1 protein-coding gene is annotated in these 4,676 nt (G+C 57.7%); it reads left to right on the top strand.

Annotated elements, in window-relative coordinates:
* Positions 1-4,676 (top strand): non-ribosomal peptide synthetase (locus PEL01S_RS33895; protein WP_127463333.1); only part of this gene is annotated, 4,676 nt, incomplete at both ends.

Raw genomic sequence — 4,676 nt, 5'->3', positions numbered from 1 at the left:
CGTCCAGTCGCATTTGCGGGATCGTGCAGCGTTTGACGGCGAACTGCTCCTGTTGGACGATGAACGGACTTATAGCGACGATGGCTCGAATCTGGGGCTGGCTGTCGATCCGCAGCAGCTGGCGTATATCATCTACACGTCGGGCACGACCGGGAATCCGAAAGGCGTGATGGTCGAGCATCAGGGCGTGTGCAACTTCAAGTTCTTCTGCGAGCATACTTTGCAAATCGGCAAGCAGGATCGCATTGTGCAGTTTGCCAGCTTTTCGTTCGACGCGTCGTGCTCGGAAATCATCATGAGCCTATTTTTCGGGGCAACGCTGTATGTGCCGGACGCTTCGGTCATTATGGATCATCATTTGTTCGAGCAGTACGTCCGGGACAACGGAATAACGGTGGCGACCTTGCCTCCGACCTATGCCGTATACTTGAACCCGGCGTACGTTCCGAGCCTGAGGACGCTGATCACGGCCGGCTCCGCCTCCTCCGCCGAGCTGGTGGGGCAGTGGAAGGATCACGTGCGCTATATCAACAATTACGGCCCGACGGAGGATTCCATTTGCTCGACCACTTGGGTGTATTCGCAGGACATGGCGATGGAAACATCGGTGCCGATCGGCCGTCCGATAGCCAACCATCAGGTGTATATTCTCGATGCGCAGAACAGGCTGGCGCCCATTGGAGTGGCGGGGGAGCTTTGCGTGAGCGGGATCGGTCTGGCCAGGGGCTACCTGAACCGTCCTGAATTGACGGCGGAGAAATTCGTGCCGGTTCCGTTTGCGCCGGAGAAGCGGATGTACCGGACAGGAGACCTCGCGCGCTGGCTGCCGGACGGAAACATCGAATACCTGGGCCGGATCGACCATCAGGTCAAAATTCGCGGCCATCGCATCGAGCTCGGCGAGGTGGAAGCCAAGCTCCTGAAAGTCGAATCCGTTCGCGAGGTCATCGTGATCGCGCGGGAAGGGGCAAGCGGGCAAGCGTCTTTATGCGCGTACTTTGTGGCGGATCGCGACCTGACGGCCAGCGAGCTTCGCGGGGCACTTGCACAAGAGCTGCCGGGCTATATGGTCCCATCCTACTTTGTACGGTTAGAGCAGATGCCGCTGACGCCGAACGGGAAGCCGGACCTTCATGCGCTGCCTGCTCCGGAGGAAGACTTGCAGGGCGGAGCCGAATATGTGGCGCCCCGAACACCGGCGGAGCAAACGTTAATCGAGATCTGGCAGACGGTGCTCGGTTCGAAGAGAATCGGTGTGCTGGACAATTTCTTCGATCTGGGGGGCGACTCGATCAAGTCGATTCAGGTGTCTTCGAGGCTTCGCCAGGCAGGCTATAAGCTGGAAGTGAAAGATTTGTTCAAATACCAGACCGCAGCGGAGCTAAGCCCGCACCTTAAGCCGGTAAGCCGAAGCGCGGATCAGGGAGAAGTGAAGGGCGAGGCGCCGTTGACGCCGATTCAACGCTGGTTCTTTACGCGTTCTTGCGAAGGGCCTGAGCCGGGCCAAGAGCAAGGCTCCGATGCGCTGCATCATTTCAACCAAGCCGTGATGGTATACCGCGAGCAGGGCTTCGACGAGACGGCGCTGCGCCAGGCGGTGAAGAAGATTACGGAGCATCACGATGCGCTGCGCATGATATTCCGGCAGACTGAAAACGTACCGTCATCGTGGAATAGGGGAACGGAGGAAGGCGAAGCGTACATCCTGGACGTGTTCGACTTCCGGGAAGTGGACGACTGCGCCACAGCAGTGGAAGCCTGCGCGAACGAAATCCAACGCAGTCTGGATATCGCCCGGGGCCCGCTCATGAAGCTGGGACTGTTTCGCTGCCCCGACGGGGACCATTTGCTGATCACCATTCATCATCTCGTTGTGGATGGAGTGTCCTGGAGAATTTTGGTCGAGGATTTGCAGTCGGGCTACGAGCAAGCGGCAAACGGCCAAGCGATCCGGCTCCCGGACAAAACCGATTCGTTCCTTGCTTGGGCGGAGCATCTGGCAAGCCATGCTGGCAGTCCGGCCATGGAGAACGAGCGCGCGTATTGGGAACGAGTCTGCCAAGAGGGCGGCACCCGGCTGCCAAGGGATATGGAGCAGTCCCGCACCTTGATGCGCGATAACGAGTTCGTCCAGGTCCGGTTGACCCCGGAGGAAACCGAACAACTGCTGACAAAAACGCATCGGGCCTACAATACGGAGATGAATGATCTGCTGTTGACGGCGTTAGGCATGGCGGTTCAGCGCTGGGCCGGAACGGACCGGATTCTCGTGGACCTGGAAGGGCACGGAAGGGAGCCTCTTTCGCCGGATATCGATATCACGCGCACCGTAGGGTGGTTTACAACCCAGTATCCCGTCTTGCTGGAAATGGGCGAGGACCAAGAGCTTGCTTACCGAATCAAGCGGGTCAAGGAACATCTTCGCCGCATTCCGCATAAAGGTATCGGCTACGGCATTTTGAAATATATGTGCCCCGGCCCGGAGGGCGCTGCGCTGGATTCGGAACCGGAAATCGGGTTCAATTACCTCGGCCAATTCGATCAAGATTTGCAGAACACGGGACTGCGTCCGTCCCCGTATTCAAGCGGCGCTGCGATCAGCGGAAACATGGAAAGATTCCACTTGCTGGATGTGAACGGCTTGATCGCCGGCGGCCAATTGACGATGAGCATCAGCTATAGCGGCACCCAGTACAGGCGGGAAACGATGGAGCGGCTGGCTTCGCTGCTCCAGACAAGTCTTCGGGAAGTGATCGCCCACTGCGCCAAGCAAGAGAGAACCGAGCTGACGCCGAGCGACATTTTGTTCAAGGATATGACGATAGAGGAACTGGACCGGCTGGTGGCATCTATACGGCACATGGGCGAAATCGAGAATGTGTACGCCTTAACGCCGATGCAGAAGGGAATGCTGTTCCACCGGTTTATGGATTCCGAATCGCACGCCTATTTCGAGCAAACGTCGTTTACCCTACAAGGGAGCCTGGATGTCGACGCCTTCAGGAAAAGTTTGGATACGTTTGTGCAGCGGCATGAAGCGCTGCGGACGAACTTTTACAGCGGGTGGAAGCAGGAGCCGGTGCAGGTGGTCTTCCGCGACCGGCGCGCAGGCTTCCGCTATGAGGATCTTCGCGCAATGACCGAGGCCGAAAGCGAAAACTATATCGCGGCCTATATCCGGGACAACAAGGCGGCAGGGTTCGATCTGGAGAAAGACGAGCTTATGCGCGTAACGATCCTGCGTACCGGGGACGAGATCTACCGGTTCCTCTGGAGCTTCCATCATATCTTGATGGATGGCTGGTGCTTGTCACTGGCTGCGAAAGAGGTGTTCGAAGCGTACTTCGCCTACCGGAAACACCATCAGCCCAATTTTGACGCGGCACCGCCGTACAGCCGGTATATCGAGTGGCTGGAACGGCAGGACCGCGAAGCGGCCTCCGCATTTTGGGCGGACTATTTGGACGGATACGAGCAGCAGACGGTGCTGCTGGGAGCCCAAACAACGGAGGAAAAGAAACCGGGTCACGTCTCGGAGAAAGTAGACTGCGTGCTGGCGAAAAGTTTGACTCGTCAAATCCAGCAGACCGCGAAGCGACATCAGGTGACGCTGAACACTTTGGTACAAACGGCTTGGGGCGTGCTGCTGAAAACCTACAACGGCTCTCAGGACGTCGTCTTCGGAAGCGTCGTCTCCGGAAGGCCGGCGGAGATTCCGGGGATCGAAACGATGATCGGCCTGTTTATCAATACCATTCCGGTGAGGATTCGCTGCCAAGAGGAGGATACGTTCGCTTCCTTGATGCAGCGCGTTCAGGAGCAAGCCTTGGCGGCCCAAGCCTACGACACGTATCCGCTCTATGACATTCAAGCGCAGAGCGGGCTCAAGCAGGGCTTGATCAATCATATTTTCGTATTCGAGAACTATCCCGTAGACCAGCAGATGAGACAGCTCGGAAAAGGGGACGCCGCAGAGTTTGAGATCACGGATGTCAGCACCGAGGAGCAAACGAGCTATGATCTGAACGTAATCGTCGTTCCCGGGGACGAGCTCCGAATCCGACTGGATTATAACGCCTTGGCTTACGACCGGACGAGCATGGAAAAAATCCGGGGGCACCTGCTGCGCGTCATGGAACAGATTGCCGACAATCCGCATATCGGCGTAAATGAACTCGACGTGCTGACCGAAGAGGAGAAGCTGCAAATTACCGGCGCGTTCAATGATACGGTAACGGACTATCCAAGAGAAAAGACGCTCCATCTCCTGTTCGAAGAGCAGGTGCGGAAAACGCCCGAGAAGACGGCGGTCGTCTTCGGGGAAAGCGCCCTGACGTACCGGGAATTGAACGAGCGGGCGAACAGGCTGGCGCGGACTTTGCGGAGCGAAGGCGTATGCCCGGATCAGCCCGTCGGCCTTATGGCCGATCGTTCTCTGGAGATGATCGTTGGCACCCTCGGTATTCTGAAAGCCGGAGGTGCATATGTGCCGATCGATCCGGAGTATCCCGAGGAGCGTATCCGGTATATGCTGGAGGATTCGGGCGCGAAGCTGCTGCTGGTGCAGGACGGCGAACGTATGCGCGCCGATTTTGCGGGAAAAATCGTCGATTTGAGCCAAGACGATGTCTACGGCGACGACAGCTCGAATCCGGATGCCGCAGCCGGCCCGACGA

Source organism: Paenibacillus elgii NBRC 100335, assembly GCF_004000865.1.
Classification (GTDB): Bacteria; Bacillota; Bacilli; order Paenibacillales; family NBRC-103111; genus Paenibacillus_G; species Paenibacillus_G elgii.
Note: the sequence above shows the minus strand (reverse complement) of the source record. Positions and strands in the feature narration are given on the sequence as shown.